This is a genomic window from Oerskovia sp. 140933, from assembly GCF_059651515.1.
The window spans coordinates 24886-48963 of the sequence record NZ_JAMXIO010000026.1; the positions used below are offsets into that span (position 1 = coordinate 24886).

The window sequence follows — 24078 nt, forward strand, 5'->3', positions numbered from 1 at the left end:
ACGTGGACGACACGTGGCGGTCGCGCGTCTCGCGAGGTGAGAGTCGACGAGGAGACCTAGGGTCGGGGCATGAGCGAAGAGCGGGCACGCGCCGCGCTGGAAGCCTCCGGGCTCGAGTTCACGATCACCCGGCACGGACCGGTGGGGTCGCTCGAGGAGGCCGCCCGGGCACGTGGCATCGAACCGGCGAACATCGTCAAGACCCTCGTGGTGCGCCGCGGCGACGACGACTACCTGTTCGTCCTGGTCCCGGGCGACCGGACCATCTCCTGGCCCAAGCTGAGGGCTCTGCTGGGGGTCTCGCGCCTGTCCATGCCGGACAAGGACGTGGCTCGCGACGTCACGGGCTACGAGCGCGGCACCATCACGCCGTTCGGTGCGACGACGGCCTGGCCCGTCGTCGCCGACGCGTTGGTGGTCCACCGCGAGCAGGAGGGCGGGCGAAGCGTGTCCCCGCTCGTGTCGATCGGAGCGGGTGCGCACGGGGTCGCGGCGACCGTGGACGGTGCGAGTCTCGCCACAGCACTGGCCGCGCAGGTCGCGGACGTGACCGAGCCGGTCTAACCTCACAGGGTTTGACCCCCACGGATCCCGGTCCCGGGAACACCTTTCATTGCCCGATCGTTGACCAGGAGGACGGTCCGCGAGGCCACCCTCACCGACTGACGGAGCACGAGAAGAGCATGACCATCCCCAGTACGTACGACGCCGGCATCAGCTTCGAGGCGACCCCCGAGGGGTCCCTCATCACCCTGTGGGGAGAGATCGACGCCGCGCTGCGGGACCGTGCGAGCGACGCCATGGCGCAGGTCCTGACGCACCCCGGGCCGGTGACGATCGACGTCGGGCGGGTGACGTTCATCGACTCGTCCGGTATCGCCTTCATCCTCCAGGTCTACATGCTGGGGACGGAGGACGGGCGCGCCGTCGTGCTCCAGGACCCGACCAGCTCGCTCGAGGACCTGCTCGAGATGATCGGCATGAGCGGGACCATCCCCGTCGTGCGGACGGCCGCAGCGGGGTCGTAGCGCTCAGGCGTCATCGCTGCGGTCCTCGATCGCACGACGTGTGGGTGCCTCCCGTTACCGTTCGGGCATGCGCATCCTGCACACCTCGGACTGGCACCTCGGTCGCTCGCTGCACGGCGTCGACCTGCTGGACCACCAGGCTGCGTACCTCGACCACCTCGTGGACGTCGTCCGCTCGGAGGGGGTCGGGGCGGTCGTCGTCGCGGGCGACGTGTACGACCGCGCGATCCCGCCCGTGGACGCGGTCACCCTGCTCTCGGAGACCGTCGCGCGGCTCGCCGAGCACGCGGACGTGGTGCTGACGCCGGGCAACCACGACTCGGCGATCCGGCTGGGCTTCGGTGCCTCGCTCATGCGGGCGGGCGTCCACTTCCGCACCCGTGTGCCAGACGTCGGCACGCCCGTCGTCCTGGACCCCGCGTCGCGCGGTGGTCCGGGTGGGCGCGTGGCGGTCTACGCCTTGCCCTACCTCGACCCGGACGCCGTCCGGTGGGACCTCGCGGACGGGTGCGGGTGCGGTGACGCGTCCGCCGGGCACGCGGGCCCCGGCGCGGAGACGGTGGACGGGGCGCCTCCGGGGCACGGCCCGTTGCCGAGATCGCACGAGGCCGTGACGGCCGCCGCGATGCGGCGGGTCTCGGCGGACGTCGCGCGACGTCGTGAGGTGGGCGGGGAGCGGCTGCGCAACGTGGTCGTGGCGCACTCGTTCGTCGTGGGCGGGCTGGCCTCGGAGTCCGAGCGGGACATCCGGGTGGGCGGTGTCGACTCGGTCCCTGCCGGGGTGTTCGCGGGAGCGGGCGTGGACTACGTCGCCCTCGGTCACCTGCACGGCCCGCAGACCGTCACGGTTCCGAGCCGTGTTCCACGTGAAACCACTGGTCAGGGTGACGGCGCAGCGACCGTGGCCCGCTACTCCGGCTCGCCCCTCGCGTACTCGTTCTCGGAGATGCACCAGAAGAAGTCGACCGTGCTGGTCGACCTCGACGCGACCGGGGACGCCCGGACGCAGCTCCTCGCGGCGCCGGTCCCGCGTCGTCTCGCGGAGGTGAGCGGGACGCTCGACGAGCTGCTCGGTGCCGCGGGCGAGGCGCACACCGACGACTGGCTGCGCGTGCTCGTCACCGACCCGGCCCGGCCCACCGAGATGTACGCGCGCGTCCGCGCCCGGTTCCCGCACGCGCTCCAGGTCCAGCACCGCCCCCCGGTGACGGCCGAGCGCGAGGTGATCTCCGTCGTCGGGCAGGGGCGGGACCCGCTCGAGGTGACCCACGAGTTCGTCCAGCACGTCACGGGGGCGGGCCCCGACCAGGCCGAGCGAGCCGCGCTGCGCACCGCGCTCGAACGGGCCCTCGCGAGCGAGCGGAGCGCCTGATGCACCTGCACACCCTGACCCTCCAGGCGATCGGGCCGTTCGCCGGTCGGCACGTGATCGACTTCGCCGAGCTCGCGACCTCGGGCATCTTCCTGCTCGAAGGCCCCACGGGGGCCGGGAAGTCGACCATCATCGACGCCGTCGTGTTCGCGCTGTACGGCAAGGTCGCGTCCGAGGCCGCGAGCGAGGACCGGCTGCGCTCGGCGTACGCCGGCCCCGACGTCGAGTCCTTCGTGGACCTCGTCTTCGAGACCGGCTCCGGGGTCTACCGCGTGCGCCGGACCCCCGAGTTCCAGCGTGCCAAGAAGCGCGGCACGGGCACCACGACGCAGCAGGCCGGGGTCAGGCTCTGGCGGCTCGCGGGCGCTGACCTGGCGGCGCTCGCGGCAGCAGGGGGCAGCGCGGAGGACGTGCCCGGCGAACTCCTCTCGACGCGCCTCGACGAGGCCGGGCTGGAGATCCAGCGGGCCGTCGGCCTCGACCGTCGGCAGTTCGTCCAGACCATCGTGCTGCCGCAGGGAGAGTTCGCGAGCTTCCTGCGCGCGGACCCCGAGCACCGTCGCAGCCTGCTCCAGAAGGTGTTCGGCACCGAGGTCTACGACCGCGTGCAGAGCGAGCTCGCCGCGCTCAACCGCGAGGCCCAGGGGTCCGTGTCCGCCGCGAGGGCGGCCGCGACCGGGGCCGTCGAGAACTTCGTCGGTGCTGCTGGGCTCACGAGCGAGGCCGCGGCCACGCTGCGCGACGCGGCGCGCGAGGACGCCCGCCTCGCCGGGCCGCTCGACACGTCGGACGGGCCGGAGGTCGCGGTTCCCGACGCCTCCCACGGGCTGCCGACGGACGGCCTCGGCGACCTCTTCGCGGCGGCTGGGCCCGGCGCGGCCGTGGCGGTCGGCGAGGACCAGGCCGCGGGTGCGCCGTCCGTCCGCACGCTCGTCCACCGTCACGTCACCGCCATGCGACGGACCGCCGACGAGTTCGGTGCCCGCGAGATCTCGGCCAACGCCGCACTCGTCGCGGCCCGCGACGCCTTCGAGGCCGCACGCACGCTCGGCGCCGCGATCGCGCGCCGCGACGCCCTGCTCGCCGAGCAGGCCGCGCTGAACGCCGCAGCGGACCAGGTGGAGACCGACCGGCAGGTCCTCGCGGCCGCGCAGCGCGCGGCGGTCGTGGCGCCCGTGCTCGACGGCGCCCGACGCGCCGCCCAGGAGCGCACCGCGGCGCACGAACGCCTCCTGCTCGCGCGCACCGACGTACCGGAGGCGCTCGCGACGGCCGAGGTCTCGGCGCTCGAGGTCCTGCGGTCGAGCCTCGCGGCCGCGAGCACGCGTCTGGCCCGGCTGCTGCCCGTCGGGGAGTCGCTGCCGGTCCGGGAGCGAGAGCTCGTCGACGGTCGCAAGGACGTCGAGCGTGACCGCGAGGAGCGCGGTCGGGTGCTCGCCGACCTCGAGACGCGCCCCGTGCAGCGGGCCGAGCGGGAGTCCCGGCGCGACGCGCTCGCCGACGTCGCAGGACGCCTCGGCGAACGGCAGGAGAAGGTCCTCGCGGCGGAGTCCGTCCAGCGGGCCGCTCGCCAGGCCGCCGAGACGGCCACGGCCCTCGGCGCCGCGCAGGCCCGCCAGGAGGCCGCTGTCGCGGCAGCGCGCGACGCGTCCGACACCGAGCACGCGCTGCGCACGGCCTGGCTCGGGGGGATCGCGGGCGAGCTCGCCGCGGACCTCGCACCGGGGGACCCGTGCCCGGTCTGCGGGGCTCACGAGCACCCGGCTCCCGCCCGCACGAGCGACGCGCACGTCGGCAGGGACGCAGTCCAGGCCGCCGAGGCCACGCGCCGGACGGCCGAACGACTCGTCGCCGAGGTGTCGGCCGAGGTCGCGACGCTCAGCGAACGACGGGACGGGTTCCTGCGCACGGCCGGTGGCGTCGGCATCGAGCAGGCCCAGGAGCGGCTCGCGGAAGCAGCGGAGCTCGTGGCGGAGTCGTCCGCCGCGGTCGCCGAACGCTCCGAGGCCGCCGCCGACCTCGCGGCCTTCGACACCGAGACCACGGCCCTGACCGCGCTCGCCTCGACCCTCGCCGAGCGGATCGCGGGAGAGAGCGCCCGGCTCGACGCCCTCGCGGAGGGGATCGAGCAGGACCGCCAGGACATCGCCGCCGAGGTCGACGCGACCGGCCCGCTCCTCGCCGACGCCGACCTCCCCGACGCGCTGGCCGACGACGGAGCACCTGCGAACCCCGTCGCGGTCATCGACGCCGCGCTCCGCGACCGCGTGCTCGCCGTGGGCGCTCTGCTCGACGCCGAGGCCGCGGTGGCCCGTGCGTCGGACGCCGTGGCGGCGCGCGCCGCGGAGGTCGCGACGGTCGTCGCCGAGGCCGGGTTCGACGACGAGCAGGAGGCCCTCGACGCCCTGCTGCCCGCCGACGAGCGCGAGGCCCTCGAACGCACGCTCCGCACGGTCGACGCCGACGCCGAGCGCATCCGGCACGGGCTGGCCGAGGACGCCGTCGCCGCCCTGCCGGCGGACGTGGAGGTCGACCTCGCCGGGGCGCGCGACGCCGTCGGGCAGGCCGAGGCCGCCGAGCGCATGGTGGCCCTCCAGGCCAACGGGGCCGCACGCCGCGCCGCCGCTGCCGCGACCGCCGCCGTAGAGATCGAGACCACCCTGACGGCCTGGGTCCATGCCCGCGAGGAGGCCGCGCCCGTCGCCCGCATGGCCGCGCTCGCCGCCGGGTCCGGCACCGACAACGCCAAGGCCCTGTCCCTCGCGACGTTCGTGCTGGTCAGGCGCTTCGAGGACGTCGTCGCGGCGGCCAACGAGCGGCTGCGGGAGATGTCCGACGGGCGCTACGAGCTCGAACGCTCCGACGAGAAGGAGGACGTCCGGACGCGCCGGACCGGCCTCGCGATGAAGGTCCTCGACCACCGCACCGAGCAGGCGCGCGACCCGCGCACGCTCTCGGGCGGCGAGACGTTCTACGTGTCGCTGTGCCTCGCGCTCGGCATGGCCGACGTCGTGACGGCCGAGGCCGGCGGCGTGGACCTCGGGACGCTGTTCGTCGACGAGGGGTTCGGGACGCTCGACCCCGAGACCCTCGAAGCGGTGCTCGGCGAGCTCGGTAGGCTCCGCGCGGGCGGCCGCGTCGTCGGCGTCGTGTCCCACGTCGACGCGCTCAAGCAGTCCATCGCGGAACGCATCGAGGTGCGCCGGCTCGCGAACGGGGCGAGCACGCTCACGGTGCGAGCCTGACGGCGCGGGAGCGGGTCGGTGGCAGCGTTGTCACAGGACGCTCTCCCGCCGCTCCCTCCAGGGGCAGGCACGCGCAGGGGCGCCGCCGGCGCGGAGGGAGAACACCGTGGAGGACCGACGACTGGACCGTGAGCTGCGCCGGATGGCGATCATCGCGCGCCGCGAGGCCCTGAGGATCGTGGGCGGCGAACGCCTGCAGGTCGTGCAGCAGCGTCGGCTCGCCGTCTCGGTGCGTGCTCACGAGATGCGCCCGCGCCTGCCGTGACCCCGTGACCCCGTGACGTCAGGAGCTCAGCTCGCGCGCGCGCAGCAGCACGGCGTCGAGCATCTCCGGCGTCAGGCGACCCGTGAACGTGTTCTGCTGGCTCACGTGGAAGCAGCCCAGCAGGGTCAGGCGGCGACCGTCGGGGTGGAGGACCCGCACCTCGACCCCGTGACCGAACGTCGGCCGGGGACGCGGCACCACCCACCCCTGGTCGTCGAGCGTCGCGAGCAGCGCCTGCCACCCGAAAGCGCCCAGCACCACGGCGACCCGTGGCCCGACGAGCTCGAGCTCGCGCCCCAGGTACGGTGCGCACGTCCGGCGCTCGGTCGGGGTCGGCTTGTTCGCGGGCGGGGCGCAGCGCACGGGAGCCGTGACGCGGATGCCGGTCAGCACGAGCCCGTCGTCGGCGCTCACCGACGTCGGCTGGTTCGCGAACCCCGTGCGGAACATCGACGCGAACAGGAAGTCGCCCGACCGGTCGCCCGTGAACATGCGCCCCGTGCGGTTCGCGCCGTGCGCCGCCGGTGCCAGCCCGACCACCAGGACCCCCGCCCGCTCGTCGCCGAACCCGGGCACGGGCCGCGCCCAGTAGGTGTCGTCGCGGAACGACGCCCGCTTCACGGTCGCGACCTCCTCGCGCCACGCGACCAGGCGTGGGCACGCCCGGCACGCCACGAGCACCTGGTCGAGGGCCGCGATGCTCCCGGCGGAGCGGACCCGGAGGGGGTACGTGCCGTCGTCGGGCCCGACGGCGCCGCCCAGCTCGCGAGGCGCGTCGCGTCGCGTGGGGCTCACCGGGCGCGAGCAGCCCGCGTCATGCCTGCGGGACGAGCTGCTGCAGAGCCCAGGTGTTGCCGTCGGGGTCCTCGAAGTACGTGAACCTGCCCCACGGCAGGTCCTCGACCGGCGGGGCGTCGATCCCGCGGTCGAGGAGGTGCCGGCGGGCCTCGTCGGCGTCGGGCACCACGATCTGCAGGCCGCGCTGCGCGCCCGCCGGCATGTCGGTCATGTTCACGTCGAGGACGATCGAGCAGGCCGAGCCCGGTGGGGTGAGCTGGACGAACCGCAGCTCGTCGTTGACGGGGATGTCGTGGTCGGCGTGGAAACCTACCTGGTCGACGTAGAACGCCTTGGCCCGGTCGATGTCCGACACGGGTACGGGGACGAGCTCGAGCTTCCAGTCCATGGTCGTCGCTCCTGCTGATCGGTCGTTGACCTGCGGTGCCCCGCGGGGGACGGGGCACCTCTCCACGGTACGAAGAGAAGCGGTCACCCGCTGGCCGGGACCGCGACCTTCGCGTCCGCCGGGGAGTCGTCGGTCGCGGGGAGGGCGTGGACCGTCGTGTCGACCGGCGCAGCCCGCAGCGAGCGCGTCAGGCTCAGGAGCAGCAGGCCCGCGACCGAGATGACGCCCAACATGACCGCCGCCATGGTGATCGTGACGTCGCCCCCGATCAGGCCGGTCAGGGGCGCGATGCCCGCGCCCACCCCGAACTGCATGGCCCCGAGCAGGGCAGCGGCGCTGCCGGCCCGGTGCGCGTTGCGCTCGAGGGCGACGGCCGGGACCGAGGGCATGACGAACCCGGCCGTGCCGAGCGTCAGGACGATCAGGGCGACGAGGACGGGGAGCCCGGCACCGCTCAGGGTCGCGGCGAGCAGCGCGGCCGACAGGACCATGCCGACCGGCACGATCACGCGCAGGATCTGCTCGGGCGTGACGCGCCCCACGAGCGCTCCGTTGACCTGGCTGCCGATCGTCACGGACACCGCGCCGGCGCCGAAGATGATGGCGTACTGCTGCGCGCTCAGGCCGAACTGCTCCTGGAACACGAACGTCGAGGCCGAGATGTACGTGAACATCGCGGCCATGTAGAAGCCGCCGAGCAGCGCGAGCCCGAAGAACGACCAGTCGCGCACGAGCGAGCCGTAGGAGCGCAGGGCGGCGACGGTCCCTCCCGTGCGTCGCATCGACGGCGGCAGCGACTCCTTGAGGCGGAGCGCCGCGAGGACGAGCAGCAGCACGCCGAACACCGCGAGGGCCACGAACATCAGACGCCACGAGCCCATGCGCAGGAACTGGGCGCCGATCGTCGGGGCCAGGATCGGGGCGACGCCCACGACGAGCATGAGGCGGGCGATGACCTTGCCGACCTGGAAGCCCTCGAAGTTGTCGCGCACGATCGCCATCGACAGGACCATGCCCGCCGCGGCCGTGAGGCCCTGGACGAACCGCAGCACGGTCAGCATCTCGATCGACTGGACGAACACGATCCCGACCGAGGCCAGGACGTAGAGCGAGAGCGCGGTCAGCAGCGGGAGCCGCCTCCCGATCGCGTCCGAGAGCGAACCGATGAGGAGCTGGCCGAGCGCGAGACCCGCGAGCGTCGCGGTCAGGGTCAGCTGGATGCGGGACTCGGTCGTGCCGAGGTCGGTGACGATCTGCGGGAAGGCCGAGAGGTACAGGTCGATCGTGAGCGGGCCGATCGCGGTGAGTGCCGACAGGAGCAGCACGAAGCCGACGGTGATCCGGGTGGCGCGCGGGGGCGCGGAGGGCGACGACGCTGGTGGTGGGGTGGCCATGACTGCGGCAACCGCGACCACCAGGTCGTTGTTCCCGGACGCCGTACGGCATCCGAGGGGTGAGACGGGTCAGCCGCGGGCTCGCGCGTCGCGCCACGCGACCCACTGCTGCACGAGCGACAGGTCGTACTCGGGCCCGCTCACCCCGACCGTGAGGAGCGTCGCGCCGAGGCCCACGAGCTCGTCGCCGACCTCGGCGGGCGGGCGGTTGACCGCGACCGACCGCTCGACGAGCGAGGCGGTGTCCCGCCCGACGGCCGCGCCGTGCTCGTCGAGGATCGCGCTCTTGCGGGCGAGCGTCGGGGCGTCGCCGAACGAGTGCCACGCCGTCGCGTGCTCGGCGACGACGCGGAGCGTCTTGCGCTCGCCGCCGCCCCCGACGAGGATCGGGATCTCGCGGGTCGGCGCCGGGTTCGAGGCGGCCCAGCGGGCCTTGATGCGGGGGAGGGCGTCCGCGAGGTCCGCGATGCGGGAGCCCGCGGTGCCGAACTCGTAGCCGAACCGGTCGTAGTCCTTCTCGAACCAGCCCGCGCCGATCCCGAGGATCAGGCGCCCGCCCGAGATGTGGTCGACCGTCCGGGCCATGTCCGCCAGGAGGTCGGGGTTGCGGTAGCTGTTGCACGAGACGAGCGCCCCGATCTCGACGCGGCTCGTCTGCTCGGCCCACGCGCCGAGCATGGTCCAGCACTCGAAGTGCTTGCCGTCGGGGTCGCCCGTGAGCGGGAAGAAGTGGTCCCAGTTGAAGATGACGTCGACCCCGGCGTCCTCGGCGCGGGCGACCGCGTCCCGGATCTGCCGGTAGTCGGCGTGCTGGGGCTGGAGCTGGACACCGATGCGTACGGGGCGGGTCATGGGCTCACCCTAGGCGGGCGCCGACCCTGGTCGCCCGGTGATCTCCCCGGCCGGGGCCGCTACCCCGCAGGTCACGGATGCGCAACGCCCAGGCGGCGCCCAGCGCGGGCACCTACTGTGGGCGGATGAAGCGATGGTGGTGGGTGGTCGGCGGGGTCGTCGCCCTGGTGCTCGTGCTCGTGGTGGTCGACCGGGTCACGGTCCGCATCGCCGAGGGGACCGCGGTGCGGTCCATGGAGCAGGGGGACGTCGAGCTGACGGACGCGAACCTCGACATCCTGGGCTTCCCGTTCCTGACGCAGGTCGCGGCGGGCGAGCTGGGGCACGTCACGGGGTCGGCGGCCACGGCGACGTTCGGCGGGTACACCGTGACGGACCTGCGCCTCGACGCCCGTGACGTCGGGACGAGCGACCCGTACGTCGTGCAGTCCGGGACGGCGACAGGTCTGCTCGCGCCGTCGTCGCTCGACGCGGTCGTGAGCGAGGCGGTCGGCGAACCGGTCGCGTTCAGCACCGACGGGGACCTGCTCGTCGCGAGCATGGAGGTCCTGGGCGTGCCCCTCTCGGCGAAGCTCACGCCGCGCGTGGACGGGAACACGATCGCCGTCGACGTCTCCGCGCTCACGCTCGGCCCGGCGACCGTCACCGTCTCCGACCTGCCGCCCTCGATCGCGCGCCTCGTGACCAACCTGACCGTCCCGCTCGACCTCCCCGAGGGCGTGACGCTGACCTCGGTCGGCGTCACCGACGGCGCGATCCGGGTCGAGCTGGCCGGGAAGGACGTCGCGCTCGCGGACCTCGCGGTGTCGTGAGCCCGGCGGGCGGCGTGACCGGGCCCGGGGCGCCCGACGCGGCGACGGTCGTCGCGACCCGCCTGGCCGCGCACCGCCTGCGGGGCGACGGCCTGCCGGGCGTGCGCGACGTCGTCGGGCACCTGGGGGCCGTCCAGTCGCAGGAGTTCCACCCGTCGCTGTGGGGGCTCGCGCAGCGGACGGACGGCACGCCGTCCGCGGCGTCCGTGCGGGACGCGTTCTCCGCGGGGGACGTCCTGCGCACGCACGTCCTGCGCCCCACGTGGCACCACGTCCTGCCCGACGACGCCCGCTGGCTCCTGCGCCTCACCGCACCCCGGGTGCACCGCCTCAACCGTCCGTACTACCCGGACCTGGGGGGCCCGGCGCAGGACGCCGCGGCGTCCGACGTCCTCGCGGGGGCCGTCGTCGACGGGAACCACCGCACGCGTGCCGAGCTCGCGGCGTTGCTCGCGGAGCGCGGCCTGCCGTCGACCGGCCTCGCGTTCACGTACGTGCTGATGCGGGCCGAGCTCGACGGGGTCCTGGTCAGCGGTGCGCTGCGCGGCAGGCAGCAGACGTACGCGGCGTTCGACGAGCGCGTGCCGGCCGGGTACGGGCCCCTGGGCGCGACGTACGACGACGACGCGGCCCTGGTCGAGCTGCTGCGCCGCTACCTGCGCAGCCGGGGTCTCGCGACGGTCAAGGACTTCGCGGGCTGGTCGGGGCTCACGCTCACGCGCACGCGTGAGGGGCTGGCGCTGCTCGGCACCGAGGTCGATCAGGCCGCGGGCGCGGGGGACGCCGAGGGGTTGACGTTCTGGCGGCTCGTCGACGGACCACCGATCACGGCGCCCGACGGCCGTGTTGTCCAGGTCGACCTGCTCCAGGGGTACGACGAGTACCTCGTCTCCTACAAGGACAGCCGCGACCTGGTGCGCGACCCGTTCTCGGCCGGGGCCCCCGCGGTGCTCCCGCTGCGCCTGCCCGGTGCGGAGGAGTCGCCCTTCCTGCACGTGATCGCGGTCGACGGCCGGGTCGTCGGGCGCTGGCGCCACGCCCTCACGGCGCGGACGCTGCGCCTCGACACCCAGATCTTCCGGCCGCTGACCGCCGCCGAGCAGCGCGGGTTCGACGAGCAGGCGCGCCGGCTCGCGGCCCACTGGGGCGTGGAGCACGAGCCGTCCTGACGCCACGGCGCCGAACCCGAGGTTCGTCGGGCAACCAGGGTGAGCTGCCTGACGAACCTCGGGTTCGGCACCGCGGGGCTACGCGTACGCGCCGGCCTGCAGGCCGAACAGCTCGGCGTACAGGTCGCCACGCGCCATGAGCGTCGCGTGGTCGCCGTGCTCGCGGACCTTCCCGGCGTGGAGGACCACGATCTGGTCCGCGTCGCGCACGGTCGAGAACCGGTGCGACACGAAGCACGTGATCGCGCCCCCGGCCCGCCCGGCCTCGTCGGCCGTCGCGACGAACCGCTCGAACAGCGCGTGCTCGGCCGCCGCGTCCAGGGCCGCGGCAGGCTCGTCGAGGACGAGCAGCAACGGGTCGCGGCGCAGCAGCGTGCGCGCGAGCCCGAGGGTCTGCCACTGGCCGCCCGACAGCTCGACGCCGTTCCCGTACCCGTGCCCCAGGAGCTGGTCGAGGCCGCCCGACTGCTTCTCGACGATGCTCCGGGCGCGGGCCCGGTCGAGCGCGCCCCACAGGTCCTCGTCGACGTCGAGCGACTCGAGCCGCCCCACGCCCACGTTCTCGCGGATCGTGAGCTCGAACCGCGCGAAGTCCTGGAACAGGGTCGCGGTCCGCGCCTGCCACTCGGCGTCGTCGACGTCCCGCAGGTCGACGCCGTCGACCAGGATCCGTCCCGACGTCGGCCGGTACAGCCCGCACAGCAGCTTGACGAGGGTGCTCTTGCCCGCGCCGTTGTCGCCCACGACCGCGAGCGTCGACCCCGCGGGCACGTCCAGGCTCACGCCGTCGAGGATCACGCGGTCCGTGTCCGGGTACGTGAACGTCACGTCCTCGAACCGGATGCCGCGCGTGAGCCGCACGGGCACACCGCTCGCCGGGGCAGCACCGGCCGCGGGGGCCGCGACCGTGCCCGACGACGCCGTCACCGGGGCGCCGTCCACCGGGGCGCCGTCCACCGGGGCGCCGGGCGCACCCGGGGCCGTGGCGCCGTCGGGCACCTCGCCGGTCGCCGGGACGGCCTCGGACGCGTCCGCCGACGACGACCGCGCGGGACGGGCGACCGCCACGCGCAGCTCCTCGACGTGCGAGACCGTGCGCCCCACGCCCTGCAGCGTGCCCAGCAGCGCGAGCGCCCCCGAGACCTGCACGCTGACCTGGACCGCGAGCGTGATGACCAGGACGACCTGACCCACGTTCGCCGACCCCGTCACGGCCTGGCGCACGACCAGGAACACCGCGACGCCGTACGCGCACGCGAACCACGCCTGCCCGGCCGCACGCAGCAGCGCGCTGCGACGGTGCACCGACCAGAGGCGGGCCGTCGTCGCCGACCACGCCGCACGCTGCCGTGCGACGAGCGGGGCCTGCGCGTTGAACAGGCGCACCTCCTTGGCCGAGCTGCCCGTGGTCGCGAGCGAGACGAGGTGCGTCGAGAGCTGGATCTCGTGCGCCGACTCGTCCCGCGCGGCGTCGAGCAGCTTCTGCGCCCGGTTGTTGACGAGCACGGGCGGGACCGCCGCGAGCGGCAGGAGCAGCAGCCACGGCTCGACCATCGCGAGGATGACCGTCGTGATGGTGACCTGGAGCAGCAGCCCCGAGAGCTGGAGCGTCGCCTCGAGCGCCGACCGCACGCGCTGCAGCCCCTCGGTGACCAGGGTCAGGAGCTCGGCGAACCGCGGTCGGTCGAACTGGTCGATCTGCGGGTTGGAGTGCGCGAGCGTCGCGACCTCGTCGGTCAGCTCGAGCTGCTGCAGGTCCGCGAGCTCGAAGTAGTACAGGTGCGCGAAGTGCCCCATCATGAGCTCGAAGATCAGGAGCGTCGCGATGACCGCGCCCAGCGTGACCGCCAGGCTGGTCTGCTGGTCCAGGGCGGCGTTGGTCAGGGCTCCCAGCGCGACGCCGACGAGCGGCGCGGCGAGGTAGCCGATGGTCATGAGCACCGCGGCCGTCAGCAGGCGGCGCCTGTCGGTGCGGTAGCCCAGGACGAGGAAGAAGCGCGCGGCGCTCCACAGCGTCTTCACGAGGCGTTCTCCTTCTGCGTGGCGGGGACGGGCTCCGCGGCGTCGGCCGCGGGATCGGGTTCGCCCTGGGGCGCGGCGTGCGGACCGGGCACGGCGCCCATGGCGGCCGTGTCGCGGAAGCGCTGCGCCTGGAGCTCGAACAGGTCGGCGTACCGGCCCCCGAGCGCCACGAGCTCGACGTGGTCGCCGCACTCGATCACACGACCGTGCTCGATCACCGCGATCCGGTCCGCGTGGCGGACCGTCGAGAAGCGGTGCGAGATGACCACGCTCGTGATGTTCTCCGTGGTCGCGAGGAACCGGTCGAAGAACTCGGCCTCGGCGCGCACGTCGAGCTGCGCCGTCGGCTCGTCGAGCACCAGGACGGACGAGCCGCCCCGGATCGCGAGGAGCGCCCGGGCGAGCGCGACCCGCTGCCACTGACCGCCCGACAGGTCACGCCCGCCGGGGTAGCGGCGGGACAGCGTGGTGTCGAGACCCTGCGGCAGGCCGCTCAGCACGTCGAGCGCCCCGGCCTTGCGGGCCGCGGCCTCGATGGCCTCACGGTCGTCGAGCAGCGCGGGCGCGCCCAGGCCGATGTTCTCGGCGGCCGAGAGCTCGTAGCGCACGTAGTCCTGGAAGATCAGCGCGAGCTGACGCTGCCAGTCCTGCGTGTCGAGCTCGCGCAGGTCGACGCCGTCGACCAGGATCCTGCCCTCGGTCGGCTCGTAGAGCCGGGCCAGGAGCTTGACGAGCGTGGTCTTGCCCGCGCCGTTGAGGCCCACGATCGCCGTGGACTGCCCGGCGCCGAGCTCGAGGTCGAGGCCGTCGAGCACCCACGGGGTGTCGTCGGAGTAGCGGAAGCGCACGCCCTCGAAGCGGATGCCCTGCTCAGGTCGCCGCACGGGGACGGGGGCGGCGGACCGCACGGGCCGGGCCGACGCGATCTGCCGCTCGAACGTGCGCAGCGCGTGGTACGAGTGCAGACCGAACTGGGTCTGCACGTCGGCCTCGGGGAAGTACACGCCGAACCGCATGGGGATGAGCACGGCCTGGAGCGCGACGCCCAGCTCGAACAGGTTCAGGCGGCCCGACGCCGCGGCGTCGGCGACGAGCACGAGGACGACCGCGCCACCCACGAGGCCCACGCCGGACAGGCCGATCATGGGCCAGAACTGGAGCTTGCGGCTCCCGGCCCACGCGGGCTCGTAGGCCGCCATCGTGTCGGAGCGCAGGCGCGCACGGACCCAGGGGAGCAGACCCAGGAGGCGGATCTCCTTGGCGGCGCGCGAGCCCGTGGCGAGGTCCCGCAGGTAGAAGACCTTGCGACGCGACCCTGCCAGCGAGTCCCACATGTCCGCGAACTTCCCGAGCGTCCCGCGGACCCCGAACCGGATCGCGAGCGCGGTCGCACCGATCACGATGCCTGCGAGCGGCGACACCACGATGCCCACGAGCACGACCGCGCCGACGAGCTGGACGTAGCGCGCCAGGAGCGACAGCAGTGCCGCGGCCGCGTCGCCCGGCGGGCGGGCCTGGCGTGCGAAGGCGGCGCGCGCCTCGGCCAGCAGGTCGAGGGCCTCGGGCTGCTCGAGCGCGTCGAGCGGGGCGTCGTGCAGCGCGGCCGTCATGAGCCGGTCGATGCAGTGCTCGTCGACGCGGCGCGCGATGACCTCGGTCACGCCCGCCTGGAACGGGGCGAGGACCTGCTGGACGACGAACACGCCGACGGCGAGGCCGAGGGCGGTCAGCAGGTCCGACCAGCCCGCCTGCCCGCTGCCGCCGTCGGCCCCGGGGGAGGCCGCGACCTGCGGGACGAGGTACAGGACGTAGCCCACCAGGACGATGAACGCGAGCGGCAGCAGCCCCAGCAGGACGTTGAGCAGCGCGGCCGCGGCGACGAGCGGCCTGCCCGCCTGCGGCAGGAGCTGCGCGAGGTCGGTCCAGCGCGAGGCGCGGGCCGCGAGCACGGCCCGGAGGGCGGACGTGCGGCGGGGGCCGGCCGTGGGCGGGTGCACGGGTGGGTCGTCGGTCATCGGGTTCCTCCGGTGGGTGGGACGGGACGGTCGGTGGGCGCCTCGTACCGCGGCGGACGGCGCGGCGGGCGGCAGGGCAGCCCGACGGCGCCGCTCACGTCGAGGGGGCGGGCGCGGCTGCGGGTGGGGTGGGGCGGGCGCTGGTCGGCTCCGGTGAGCCTGCCGAGCGAGCACTGCGCGCCCCGTCATCCGGGGAGGTCCGTCCGGGGGTGGGAGGGCGACGGGATCCGACGGTGGCACAGGGGTGTTCGTGGCACGGGCGGCTCCCTCCGGATCGGTGCGGCCGCCGCCGGTGGCGGCCGTCTGTCGGTGCGCGCCGACAGTAGCGCAACCGATAGGTAAGGGGCGCTCTCTTTTTACAGGATGGCTCTCCGGGGGCGGTCCGGAGGGGGCGAGCGACGCCGTCGGGTTCCCTGCCGGGCCACGGGGGACGCCGGTGCCGGGCCCCGTCCGGTGTCGAACCGAAACCCCTCCGTGACGCGGGCGAGACGTATGCGCCCTAGAGTGACGCGCCACGACGTACCCACCCGATCGGAGCCCTCATGCGCAAGATGCCTCTCCTCGTCGCCGTCACGGCCGCGGCGACCCTGGCCCTCACGGCCTGCACCGACGCCTCGCAGCCCTCCGACTCCCCGTCGACCGGGACCTCCGCGGAGACCGCGACGGAAGCACCCTTCGACCTCACGTCGGTGCAGAAGGACGACGCCGCAGCAGCGCTGCTGCCGGCGGACGTCGCGAGCGCCGGACAGCTCGTCGTCGCGTCGAACACCGAGTACGCGCCGGCCGAGTTCATCGCGTCGGACGGCTCCACGCCCGTCGGCTACGACATCGACATCATCTCGGCCGTCGGTGCCGTCCTGGGGCTCGAGGTCGTGATCGAGTCGGCCGACTTCCCGGGCATCATCCCGGCCCTGGGCTCCAAGTACGACGTCGGGATCTCGTCGTTCACGATCACGGCCGAGCGCATGGCCGAGGCCAACATGATCAGCTACTTCAACGCGGGCGAGGCGTTCTCCGTCCAGAAGGGCAACCCCAAGGACGTCGACCCGGCGAACATCTGCGGCCTGACCGTCGCGGTCCAGACGGGCACGGTCGAGGAGGAGGGCGCGGCCGAGATCAGCACGACGTGCGAGGAGGACGGCGAGCAGCCGCTCCAGATCCTGCGCTACGACAACCAGGCGGACGCCACCACCAACCTCGTGGGCGGCAAGGCCGACATCATGTACGCGGACTCGCCCATCGTGTCGTACGCGGTCGAGCAGACCAAGGGAGAGATCGAGCAGATCGGCGAGGTGTTCGACTCGGCTCCGCAGGGCATCGTGACCGCGAAGGCCGACACCGAGCTCGCGGCCGCGATCCAGGCCGCGCTCACGGTCCTCATGGAGGACGGCACGTTCACCGACATCCTGGCCTCGTGGGGCAACGCGGACGGTGCTCTGGACGAGGCCGTGGTCAACCCGCCGGTGTCCTGAGCCGTTCCTCGGGTGCACCGAGCCCGAGGTCGGTCAGGCGGCTGTGCCCAGCTCCCTGACCGACCTCGTGCGCGGGTGACCGGACCTCGGTGCGGGGCCCGGACGGACCCGGTGGGAGGCGCCGTTTTGCCAGTCCGGGCGCCCGCGCGGGAAACTGGGTGGGCAACGGTGCGGCGCCGCTCCGTGCTGCCCGCGTTGCGCGGCGTGTGACCCACCCCCCTGAGGTCGGCGCCGGAGCTCACCACCATGAAACGAGAGACCCCCATGCGCAGGCTGCCCGTCCTCACCGCCCTCACCGCCCTCGCCGCGACGTTCGCGCTCACGGCGTGCACCGACGCCTCGACCGGCTCGGGCACCTCGCCCACCGACGGCGGCTCGGCCGCGGCGTCGTTCGACCCGTCGAGCATCGCCAAGGACGACGCGATCGCCGCGATGCTCCCCGCCGACGTCGTTGAGGCCGGCACCCTGACGGTGGGCACCAACGCGACGTACGCCCCGGCCGAGTTCATCGGCGAGGACGGCAAGACGATCGTGGGCTATGACGTCGACCTGGCGAAGGCCGTCGGAGCGGTGCTCGGCCTCGACGTCGAGGTGTCCAACGCCGACTTCTCCGCGATCATCCCGGCGATCGGCTCGAAGTACGACATCGGCGTCTCGGGCTTCACCATCACCCCGGAGCGCCTGGCCGAGGTCAACATGGTCAGCTACTTCCGCGCGGGCGAGGCGTACGCCGTGGCCGCGGGCAACCCCAAGGACGTCGACCCGTCCGACGTGTGCGGCCTGAGCATCGCGGTCCAGACGGGGACGGTCGAGGACGACGCGCTCGACGAGCTGATGGCGGAGTGCGAGGCGGCCGGCAAGCCCGAGATCACGCCGCTGCGCTACGCGAGCCAGGCCGACGTCACGACCAACCTGGTGGGTGGCAAGGCCGACGTCATGTACGCGGACTCGCAGGTCGTGGCGTACGCCGTGACCCAGACCGACGGCCAGATCGAGCAGCTCGGCGACATCTTCGCCGACTCGCTGCACGGCATCGCGATCGCCAAGGACGACACCGCGCTCGCGCAGGCCGTGCAGGCCGCGGTGCAGAAGCTCATCGACGACAGCGACTACACGACGATCCTCGACGCCTGGGGCAACACCTCGGGCGCGGTCACCACGGCCGAGCTCAACCCCGTGGTCTCCTGAGCTGATCCCCTGACAGAACAGAGGTAGCCATGGCCCAGCCGCCCAGCACCCCGACCCCCGACGGTTCCCCGAGCCGTGGCTCCACGAGCCACGGCACGGCGACCGTGCCCGCCGACCGGATACCGGACCGCATCCACGCGGTCCCGGTGCCCCGGCCGGGGCGCTGGGCGGCGGCCGTGGTCCTCCTGGTCCTCGCGGCCATGGCCGTGCACGGCCTGGTCACGAACGACAAGTTCCGGTGGGACGTCGTCTGGCTCTACCTGCGGGACGTGCAGATCATGCGCGGCGTGGGCTGGACCCTGATCCTGACGTTCTCCTCGATGGCCATCGCGGTCGTGCTCGCGGTGATCCTGGCGGTCATGCGCCGCTCGGACAACCCGGTCATGCGCGCGACGAGCTGGTTCTACATCTGGTTCTTCCGGGGCACCCCCATCTACACGCAGCTCGTGTTCTGGGGTCTCATCTCGGTGCTGTACCCGAAGCTCAGCCTGGGCATCCCGTTCGGGCCGGAGTGGTTCGTGTTCGACACCGCGGACCTCTTCACGGCCGCGCGCGCCGCGATCCTGGGCCTGGCGCTCAACGAGGCCGCGTACCTCGCGGAGATCGTCCGCGCAGGCCTGGGCTCGGTGGACCCGGGCCAGGCCGAGGCCGCGAAGGCCCTGGGCATGAAGGACGGCAAGATCCTGCGGCGCATCATCCTGCCGCAGGCCATGCGCGTGATCGTCCCCCCGACGGGCAACGAGACCATCTCGATGCTCAAGACCACGTCGCTGGTCCTCGCGGTGCCGTTCAGCCTCGACCTGACGTTTGCGTCGAGCGCGATCGCGAACCGCATCTTCCTCCCGATCCCGCTCCTCATGGTCGCGGCGATCTGGTACCTGCTGATCACGAGCATCCTCATGGTCGGCCAGCACTACATCGAGCAGTACTACGGGCGCGGTTTCGGCTCGTCGACGGGGTCGTCGCGTCGTCGCAAGCCGGGCAAGGGCCCCAAGAAGCCGAGCAAGCAGGAGGCGATAGCGGCGTCGGGCACGACCGCGAACGCCGACCCCTTCCTGGAGGTGACCCCGTGACCGCGGACGCTCTCGACCGCCCCTCCGGCGCAGCGGCCGCAGCAGCGGCAGCAGGCCCGACGGCGTCGCGCGCCGACGTGGACGCCGCACCCATGGTGGAGATCGTCGGGGTGCACAAGATGTTCGGCGACCTGCACGTCCTCAAGGGCGTGGACCTGGAGGTGCCGCGCGGCTCGGTGTGCGTCGTGCTGGGGCCGTCCGGCTCGGGCAAGTCCACGCTGCTGCGCTGCATCAACGAGCTCGAGGACCTCACGGCCGGCCGCATCTACGTCGACGGCGACCTGATCGGGTACCGCGAGGTCGAGAAGAACGGGACCAAGCGCCTGCACCGGCTGCACCCCAAGGTCATCGCGGAGCAGCGCTCACGCATCGGCATGGTGTTCCAGCGCTTCAACCTGTTCCCCCACATGACGGCGCTCCAGAACGTCATGGAGGCCCCGGTCCAGGTGCGGGGGCTCTCCCGCGCGAAGGCCAAGGAGCGGGCCGAGGAGCTGCTCGCCCGCGTCGGCCTGGCGGACCGCATGGACCACTACCCGGCGCAGCTCTCGGGCGGTCAGCAGCAGCGTGTCGCGATCGCGCGCGCTCTCGCGATGGACCCTGAGCTCATGCTGTTCGACGAGCCGACGTCCGCGCTCGACCCCGAGCTCGTGGGCGAGGTCCTCGCGGTCATGCGCGACCTCGCGGAGAGCGGCATGACGATGATCGTCGTGACCCACGAGATCGGCTTCGCGCGCGAGGTCGGTGACCACGTGGTGTTCATGGACGACGGCGCGATCGTCGAGCAGGGCGACCCCCGCGAGGTCCTGACGAACCCGCGCGAGGAGCGCACCCGGGAGTTCCTGGCGCACGTGCTGTAGTCGCGACGGTGGACGCGGTCGCAGCGGCGACCGAGGAGTGAGCAGCGGCCCCTGGACCGGAAGGTCCCGGGGCCGCTGCCGTCTCCCGGGGGGGCTGCCGTCTCCCGGGGGGCTGCCGTCTCCCGGGGCGGCGGCGACGCCCGGCGCGTGGATGTGCGTAGCGCCAGGGCGCCTCACCATCGACAGCCGATGCGTGGCGGCGGCCACCACCGTTCGCGTCGGGATGCATGATGACGGCTACTCTTGGGTGCTCGTGCCCGATTCGAGCCGGAGCGTCCTCGCACCATGATCTCTACCCTCCTGGTCCAGTACCCGTGGTTCTCCCCGGCGGTCCTCGCTCTGCTTCTGATCACCGGCCCCCTCGCAGGAGCGTGGCTCTACGGGCGTCCACGCATCACCTGGGCGCTGTTCTGGATCTCGCTCGTGCCGACCCTGCTGCTCGCGCTCGTCCCAACCAGCCGTGAGGTCGTCGAAAGGTGCACCGTCGGGTGGACTCTGCCGACGTTCGGCCGCGTCGAGCTCATGGCCAACGTGATCCTCTTCGTGCCGCCCGTCCTGCTCGCCGCGATCGCGAGCCGCCGCCCGCTGGTCGCGTTCCTCGGTGGCGTCGCGGGTTCCGCCGCAGTTGAGCTCGTGCAGGCGCTGACTCCCGCACTCGGTCGCTCGTGCGACACGAACGACTGGCTCACCAACTCGATCGGTGCCGCGATCGGTGCTCTCCTCGCCGGTGCCGCGATCTGGGCCGCACACCGTCGGCCAGCACGGATGGCCGAATCAGCTGACCAGCCAGCCCTCCCCTGATCCCGGCCCCGACGCGGACGTCGGGGTTCGAGGGTGCGACGGGTGTCGAGCGAGTCTTCAGCTGTCGTGCGGCGCGGTGGTGTCGAGGTCGAGGATCGCCTGGAGCTGGTCGGCGCGGGGGAGGGCGGCTTGTTCTGCGGGTGGGAGGTTGTCGTAGGTGTAGTTCGCGACGGCCAGCGGTGCGCTGGCGCCGGCGAGGGCGTAGCGGACGATGGCTTCGTTGCGGCCGGCGACGAGCAGGATCCCGACGGTGGGGGAGTGGCGGTCGGGTTTGCGGAGACGGTCGTCGACGAGGGCGACGTAGGTGCCGAGCTGGCCGACGTACGCGGGCTCGAACTGGCCGATCTTGAGCTCGACGACGACGTAGCGCAGCTGCTCGACGTGAAACAGCAGCAGGTCGACGATGAGCTCGTCGCCGTCGACGGTGAACCGGACCTGGCGGCCGACGAACGCCATGCCGTGCCCGAACTCCAGCAGCGTCTCCTGGAGCTTGTCCATGAGGCCCTGCTCGACGTCGCGTTCGTGGACGCGGCCGCTGAGGCCCAGGTGGTCGAAGACGTAGGGGTCACGGACCAGCTGCTGCGCGAGCTCGGAGTCGGTCGGCACGAGGAGCTCAGGGAAGTTCGAGGGAGCGGCGCCGATGCGCTGGTGGACCTTCGAGGCGATCTGGTTCTCCAGGACGGCGCGGGACCAGCCGTGTCCGGCCGCCTGGGCTGCGTACCAGTCCCGCTCGGTCGCGTCGTCGAGGCGGGAGAGCAGGACTGTCACGTGGCCCCAGGGCAGTTGTGCAACAGCCTGTTGCACGAATGCCTCTCCGTCAGGCCAGGCCTGGGCGACCGAGCGCATGTAGAGCAGGTTCCGCCGGGACCAGCCCCGCTGGTCCGGGAACTCCGCCCGCAGGTCCGCCGCGAGCCGGTCGACGACCTTCGTGCCCCAGCCCGCGGCCTCCTGGCGGTCCAAGACGTCCCTGCCGATCGACCAGTACAGGCGCAACAGCTCGGTGTTCGCCGACCGGGCCGCGCGCACCCGGCTCGCCCGTACCCGCTCCTTGAGCCGTGACAGCAGCTCGCCGTACCCGTCCGGACCGACCTCGTACGCGCTCACCACGCCATCATCACAGGTCGCAACAACACTCCGTCCAGGTCGTGCCCGGGCAAAGCTGGCGTCGACGAGGAGCCACCCAAGATGTAGACAGGTTGTCTATATCGATGTACCTTCGAAATGAACAATCCGTTCACATCTGGAGGATCCTCATGACCACCGCCCCTCGTGTCGCGATCGTCACCGGCGGATCCGGCGGCATCGGGAAGACCATGCCGTAGAGCATCATCCTCATCAGCGGCGCAAGCAGCGGACCTCGCCGACGACATCGACGTCAACGCACACCTCGAGCCGATCACCATCGACCCCGGCCCCACGATCACCGACCCCGACGAGCGGATCGACGATCCGCCCTCCTCAGGGACCACCGTCAGGAGTACGTCACCACCATGACAAGAACACCGCCAGAACGACCTGGACGCGGCCGCCGACCGGCCGCGGAGGTCCGAAGAGGAATCCTCGCCGTGACCGCCGACATCCTCCTCACCGACGGCGTCGCTGGCGTGACGTTCGACAAGATCGCAGCAGCCGCACCGGCGAGCAAGGCGACGCTCTACAAGTGGTGGCCCTCTCCAGGAGCCCTCGCCGCAGAGGCGTACTTCACCCACGTCGAAGAACAGCTTCAGTTCGACGACACCGGCAACATCGAGCACGACCTACGCACCCAGCTTCACGCCCACGTCGCCCTCCTGAACCGACCCGACGTGGGGCCCGTGATCGCCAAGCTCATCGGCGCAGCCCAGAGTGACACAGAGCTCGCTGAGGCCTGGTCGCGCAACTACTCCACCATCCGACGACGCACCGCGGTCGAACGCCTCCAACGGGCCAAGGAGCAGGGACAGATCCACCCCGACGTCGACGTCCAGGTCGTCGTCGACCAGCTCTGGGGAGCCTGCTACCACCGCCTCCTCATTCCCGACGAACCCCTCTCGATCGAGTTCGCCGACTCCCTGATCAACAACATGAGCCGAGGCATCCTGGTCCAGGCCTAGCCTCTCGCTCACCACGCGAGACCTCGTGGCAAGCATGCGGCGATGTCATCAGTTCCGATACTGATGTCGGAGGTTTGCTGGTGACTTGCCCCGCGTGCAGCACTGTCGACCGCCGCACACGCCGCCGCCGGCATCGCGGCCGTCAGCGCTCGCAGGCCACCCCGTTGCCGTCTCGGTCGAGCATCGGGTTGAACCCGTCGTCGCCCTGCTTGAGCGGCGCCTTGCCGTCGCGCTTCGCGGCCTCGCACGTCAGGTAGATCCCGTTGACCTTGCCCGACTCCCAGCTGCCGTCGTCCTGGTTGTCGTTGGACTCCTTCTCGCTCTCCTCGAGCTTCTTCTCGCGCTCGTCGAGGGCCTTGTCCCGGTCGGCGAGCTCGGTCTCCTTGGTCGTGACCGCGGCCTCCCGGGCCGCGACGGCCTCGGTCGTCTCGGCGATACCGGCGAGCTGGGCCTCCAGGTCGGCCCGTTCGGCGTCGAGCTTGGTCCGCTCGGCGGCCGTCTGCTCGGTCGTGAGCGCGGCGGCTGCGGTGGCGTCCCCCGCCTCCGACTGCGCCTTGAGGGTCACGCCCAGGCCGAGCATGAGCCCGATGGCGATGCCGCCCACGCCCACGCCGACGGGAAGGAGCCAGCGCATGTACCGGCGTTCCTCGCGGGGCTCGTCGTCGCCGGAGAAGATCGCGAGCGGGCCGTGCGCCGAGGTGCCGGAGGGCGCAGGGGCGGGTGCGGCGGCCGGAGCCGGGAGCGGGACCGCGGGTCGGGACGGCGCGGGCGGGGCTGCTCCCGGACCGCCGCCGGGCGCCCCCGCGCCGACGACCGGCAGGATCATGGTCGAGGACGGGGAGTCGGTCAGGGCGCCGCCGCTGCCGCCGCTGCTGCCGACGTCGCGCAGGGAACGGCGCGTGGGCGCGGACGGAGGGCCCGTGAGGGAGGGAGGCGTGGGTGCTCCACCGGGGGTCAGCGGCACCACCGCGGTCGGGAAGTGGACGGGGATGCCGCCACCGGGCGTCTCGCGCGACCAGGCCTCGGCGCCCGACGTCGGCGGTGCGGGAGCGGGTGCGGGCGGCGGTGCCGGGGCTGCTTCGACCCAGAAGACCCAGCCCGTGGGGGCGGCCGGCCAGGCCGGATCCGGGTGCCATTCGGACGAAGGGGAGAAACCGGGAGGTACCAACCAGCCGGGCGGCGGGTTGAAATGTACGGCCATGGGAGATCTCCTTCGACAGTTCCTGCGCGCTCA

21 protein-coding genes are annotated in these 24078 nt (G+C 72.9%); 13 read left to right on the plus strand and 8 right to left on the minus strand.

What is annotated here, in order from left to right; translation table 11 throughout:
- Positions 1-69: 69 nt before the first annotated feature.
- From NHG27_RS13715 to NHG27_RS13735, 5 genes are all read left to right on the plus strand, one after another.
- Positions 70-564, plus strand: coding sequence for an aminoacyl-tRNA deacylase (locus NHG27_RS13715; RefSeq protein WP_497016657.1), 495 nt, complete (start codon positions 70-72; stop codon positions 562-564).
- Between the two features lie 119 nt (positions 565-683).
- Positions 684-1028, plus strand: a complete 345-nt coding sequence (locus tag NHG27_RS13720) for an STAS domain-containing protein (protein ID WP_193719826.1) — start codon at positions 684-686, stop codon at positions 1026-1028.
- Positions 1029-1095: 67 nt separating this feature from the next.
- Positions 1096-2400: an exonuclease SbcCD subunit D gene (locus NHG27_RS13725; protein WP_497016658.1), complete on the plus strand. Its 1305-nt coding sequence runs from the start codon at positions 1096-1098 to the stop codon at positions 2398-2400.
- Positions 2400-5645, plus strand: a complete 3246-nt coding sequence (locus tag NHG27_RS13730; protein ID WP_497016659.1) for an AAA family ATPase — start codon at positions 2400-2402, stop codon at positions 5643-5645. Before NHG27_RS13725 ends, NHG27_RS13730 begins: the two co-directional genes overlap by 1 nt.
- Positions 5646-5751: 106 nt before the next feature.
- The gene (locus NHG27_RS13735; RefSeq protein ID WP_497016660.1) at positions 5752-5910 is read left to right on the plus strand and encodes a hypothetical protein; all 159 of its coding nucleotides are present in this window, start codon (positions 5752-5754) and stop codon (positions 5908-5910) included.
- A gap of 18 nt (positions 5911-5928) precedes the next feature.
- Here NHG27_RS13735 and NHG27_RS13740 read toward each other — a convergent pair whose 3' ends face one another.
- The 4 genes from NHG27_RS13740 to NHG27_RS13755 all read right to left on the minus strand — a co-directional run bounded on the left by NHG27_RS13740 (position 5929) and on the right by NHG27_RS13755 (position 9342).
- Complete coding sequence (locus NHG27_RS13740) at positions 5929-6705, minus strand: uracil-DNA glycosylase (protein ID WP_497016661.1); 777 nt, start codon at positions 6703-6705, stop codon at positions 5929-5931.
- A 19-nt stretch (positions 6706-6724) separates the two neighbouring features.
- Complete coding sequence (locus tag NHG27_RS13745) at positions 6725-7096, minus strand: VOC family protein (RefSeq protein WP_497016662.1); 372 nt, start codon at positions 7094-7096, stop codon at positions 6725-6727.
- 83 nt (positions 7097-7179) lie between these two features.
- Positions 7180-8421 (minus strand): multidrug effflux MFS transporter, encoded by a 1242-nt coding sequence (locus NHG27_RS13750; protein WP_497016663.1) that lies wholly within the window; start codon positions 8419-8421, stop codon positions 7180-7182.
- 138 nt (positions 8422-8559) lie between these two features.
- Complete coding sequence (locus NHG27_RS13755) at positions 8560-9342, minus strand: LLM class F420-dependent oxidoreductase (protein WP_193719820.1); 783 nt, start codon at positions 9340-9342, stop codon at positions 8560-8562.
- Positions 9343-9467: 125 nt separating this feature from the next.
- Here NHG27_RS13755 and NHG27_RS13760 point away from each other — a divergent pair, with 125 nt between their 5' ends.
- Complete coding sequence (locus NHG27_RS13760; protein ID WP_193719819.1) at positions 9468-10154, plus strand: LmeA family phospholipid-binding protein; 687 nt, start codon at positions 9468-9470, stop codon at positions 10152-10154.
- Positions 10151-11323 carry a winged helix DNA-binding domain-containing protein gene (locus NHG27_RS13765; protein WP_497016664.1) on the plus strand — a complete coding sequence of 391 codons (1173 nt, stop codon included), beginning with the start codon at positions 10151-10153 and terminating at the stop codon, positions 11321-11323. The genes NHG27_RS13760 and NHG27_RS13765 overlap by 4 nt, the downstream gene beginning before the upstream one ends.
- Before the next feature lie 78 nt (positions 11324-11401).
- Here NHG27_RS13765 and NHG27_RS13770 read toward each other — a convergent pair whose 3' ends face one another.
- The gene (locus tag NHG27_RS13770; protein WP_497016665.1) at positions 11402-13345 is read right to left on the minus strand and encodes an ABC transporter ATP-binding protein; all 1944 of its coding nucleotides are present in this window, start codon (positions 13343-13345) and stop codon (positions 11402-11404) included.
- Entirely contained in the window at positions 13342-15360 is a 2019-nt protein-coding gene (locus NHG27_RS13775) for an ABC transporter ATP-binding protein (protein ID WP_497016666.1), read from the minus strand. Before NHG27_RS13775 ends, NHG27_RS13770 begins: the two co-directional genes overlap by 4 nt.
- Positions 15361-15902: 542 nt before the next feature.
- Here NHG27_RS13775 and NHG27_RS13780 point away from each other — a divergent pair.
- The 5 genes from NHG27_RS13780 to NHG27_RS13800 all read left to right on the plus strand — a co-directional run bounded on the left by NHG27_RS13780 (position 15903) and on the right by NHG27_RS13800 (position 20751).
- Positions 15903-16832 (plus strand): ABC transporter substrate-binding protein, encoded by a 930-nt coding sequence (locus NHG27_RS13780; RefSeq protein ID WP_193719816.1) that lies wholly within the window; start codon positions 15903-15905, stop codon positions 16830-16832.
- A gap of 264 nt (positions 16833-17096) precedes the next feature.
- Positions 17097-18020, plus strand: a complete 924-nt coding sequence (locus NHG27_RS13785; protein ID WP_193719815.1) for an ABC transporter substrate-binding protein — start codon at positions 17097-17099, stop codon at positions 18018-18020.
- 29 nt (positions 18021-18049) lie between these two features.
- The gene (locus NHG27_RS13790; RefSeq protein WP_193719814.1) at positions 18050-19093 is read left to right on the plus strand and encodes an amino acid ABC transporter permease; all 1044 of its coding nucleotides are present in this window, start codon (positions 18050-18052) and stop codon (positions 19091-19093) included.
- Positions 19094-19185: 92 nt separating this feature from the next.
- Positions 19186-19950 (plus strand): amino acid ABC transporter ATP-binding protein, encoded by a 765-nt coding sequence (locus tag NHG27_RS13795; protein ID WP_193719859.1) that lies wholly within the window; start codon positions 19186-19188, stop codon positions 19948-19950.
- 285 nt (positions 19951-20235) lie between these two features.
- Positions 20236-20751 (plus strand): VanZ family protein, encoded by a 516-nt coding sequence (locus tag NHG27_RS13800; RefSeq protein ID WP_193719813.1) that lies wholly within the window; start codon positions 20236-20238, stop codon positions 20749-20751.
- Between the two features lie 57 nt (positions 20752-20808).
- On the opposite strand, the gene NHG27_RS13805 is transcribed toward NHG27_RS13800, so the two are convergent.
- On the minus strand, positions 20809-21858 hold the full coding sequence (locus NHG27_RS13805) for a PDDEXK nuclease domain-containing protein (RefSeq protein ID WP_497016667.1): 1050 nt from the start codon (positions 21856-21858) through the stop codon (positions 20809-20811).
- 458 nt (positions 21859-22316) lie between these two features.
- Between NHG27_RS13805 and NHG27_RS13810 the strand changes: the two genes are divergently transcribed.
- Entirely contained in the window at positions 22317-22844 is a 528-nt protein-coding gene (locus tag NHG27_RS13810; RefSeq protein ID WP_321575367.1) for a TetR-like C-terminal domain-containing protein, read from the plus strand.
- A 142-nt stretch (positions 22845-22986) separates the two neighbouring features.
- On the opposite strand, the gene NHG27_RS13815 is transcribed toward NHG27_RS13810, so the two are convergent.
- Positions 22987-24045, minus strand: a complete 1059-nt coding sequence (locus tag NHG27_RS13815) for an excalibur calcium-binding domain-containing protein (RefSeq protein WP_497016668.1) — start codon at positions 24043-24045, stop codon at positions 22987-22989.
- Positions 24046-24078 lie beyond the last annotated feature (33 nt).

Bases quoted from the DNA above. Each gene is read 5' to 3' on its own strand.
- NHG27_RS13715 (WP_497016657.1), top strand. From the start codon at position 70: ATGAGCGAAGAGCGGGCACGCGCCGCGCTGGAAGCCTCCGGGCTCGAG.
- NHG27_RS13720 (WP_193719826.1), top strand. From the start codon at position 684: ATGACCATCCCCAGTACGTACGACGCCGGCATCAGCTTCGAGGCGACC.
- NHG27_RS13725 (WP_497016658.1), top strand. From the start codon at position 1,096: ATGCGCATCCTGCACACCTCGGACTGGCACCTCGGTCGCTCGCTGCAC.
- NHG27_RS13730 (WP_497016659.1), top strand. From the start codon at position 2,400: ATGCACCTGCACACCCTGACCCTCCAGGCGATCGGGCCGTTCGCCGGT.
- NHG27_RS13745 (WP_497016662.1), bottom strand. From the start codon at position 7,096: ATGGACTGGAAGCTCGAGCTCGTCCCCGTACCCGTGTCGGACATCGAC.
- NHG27_RS13755 (WP_193719820.1), bottom strand. From the start codon at position 9,342: ATGACCCGCCCCGTACGCATCGGTGTCCAGCTCCAGCCCCAGCACGCC.
- NHG27_RS13760 (WP_193719819.1), top strand. From the start codon at position 9,468: ATGAAGCGATGGTGGTGGGTGGTCGGCGGGGTCGTCGCCCTGGTGCTC.
- NHG27_RS13775 (WP_497016666.1), bottom strand. From the start codon at position 15,360: ATGACCGACGACCCACCCGTGCACCCGCCCACGGCCGGCCCCCGCCGC.
- NHG27_RS13780 (WP_193719816.1), top strand. From the start codon at position 15,903: ATGCGCAAGATGCCTCTCCTCGTCGCCGTCACGGCCGCGGCGACCCTG.
- NHG27_RS13785 (WP_193719815.1), top strand. From the start codon at position 17,097: ATGCGCAGGCTGCCCGTCCTCACCGCCCTCACCGCCCTCGCCGCGACG.
- NHG27_RS13790 (WP_193719814.1), top strand. From the start codon at position 18,050: ATGGCCCAGCCGCCCAGCACCCCGACCCCCGACGGTTCCCCGAGCCGT.
- NHG27_RS13795 (WP_193719859.1), top strand. From the start codon at position 19,186: ATGGTGGAGATCGTCGGGGTGCACAAGATGTTCGGCGACCTGCACGTC.
- NHG27_RS13800 (WP_193719813.1), top strand. From the start codon at position 20,236: ATGATCTCTACCCTCCTGGTCCAGTACCCGTGGTTCTCCCCGGCGGTC.
- NHG27_RS13815 (WP_497016668.1), bottom strand. From the start codon at position 24,045: ATGGCCGTACATTTCAACCCGCCGCCCGGCTGGTTGGTACCTCCCGGT.